Below are 1,099 nucleotides of genomic sequence, written 5' to 3' on the forward strand. Positions count from 1 at the left end.
GCGCCTTCAAACCGAAGAAATCCGTCGCGCTGTCCGGCGTGACGGCGGGCAACACCGCGCTGTGCTCGGTGGGCCGCACCGGCAACGACCTGCACTACCGCGGCTACGACATCCTCGATCTCGCCGGCGCCTGCGAATTCGAGGAAATCGCGTACCTGCTCGTGCACGGCAAGCTGCCCAACGTCGCCGAACTGACCGCCTACAAGGCGAAGCTCAAGGCGCTGCGCGGCCTGCCCGCGAACGTGAAGGCGGTGCTCGAATGGATTCCCGCCGCCGCCCACCCGATGGACGTGATGCGCACCGGCGTGTCGGCGCTCGGCACCGTGCTGCCCGAGAAGGACGACCACAACGTGGCCGGCGCGCGCGACATCGCCGACCGCCTGATGGCCTCGCTCGGCTCGATGCTGCTCTACTGGTATCACTACTCGCATAACGGCCGGCGCATCGAGGTCGAAACCGACGACGACTCGATCGGCGGCCACTTCCTGCACCTGCTGCACGGCACGCCGCCGTCGAAGTCATGGGTCGACGCGATGCATATCTCGCTGAACCTGTACGCGGAGCACGAATTCAACGCGTCGACCTTCACCGGCCGCGTGATCGCCGGCACGGGCTCGGACCTCTATTCGGCCATCACCGGCGCGATCGGCGCGCTGCGCGGCCCGAAGCACGGCGGCGCGAACGAGGCCGCCTTCGAGATCCAGTCGCGCTACCAGCACCCCGACGAAGCCGAAGCCGACATCCGCCGGCGCGTGGAGAACCGCGAAGTCGTGATCGGCTTCGGCCATCCGGTGTACACGATCGCCGACCCGCGCAACAAGGTGATCCGGGAAGTGGCGAAGAAGCTGTCGAAAGAGGCGGGCAACACGAAGCTGTTCGACATCGCCGAGCGGCTCGAGACGGTGATGTGGGATGCGAAAAAGATGTTCCCAAACCTCGACTGGTTCAGCGCGGTGTCGTACCACATGATGGGGGTGCCCACTGCGATGTTCACACCGCTTTTCGTGATCTCGCGCATGAGCGGCTGGAGCGCGCACATCATCGAGCAACGCATCGACAACAAGATCATCCGGCCCAGCGCAAATTACACCGGACCGGA

1 protein-coding gene is annotated in these 1,099 nt (G+C 65.5%); it reads left to right on the plus strand.

What is annotated here, in order from left to right; genetic code table 11:
- Positions 1 to 1,099: bifunctional 2-methylcitrate synthase/citrate synthase (gene prpC, locus HV796_RS42645; protein WP_175233604.1), on the plus strand; the 1,099-nt coding region annotated here is incomplete at both ends.

Source organism: Paraburkholderia humisilvae (assembly GCF_902859855.1).
GTDB lineage: Bacteria > Pseudomonadota > Gammaproteobacteria > Burkholderiales > Burkholderiaceae > Paraburkholderia > Paraburkholderia humisilvae.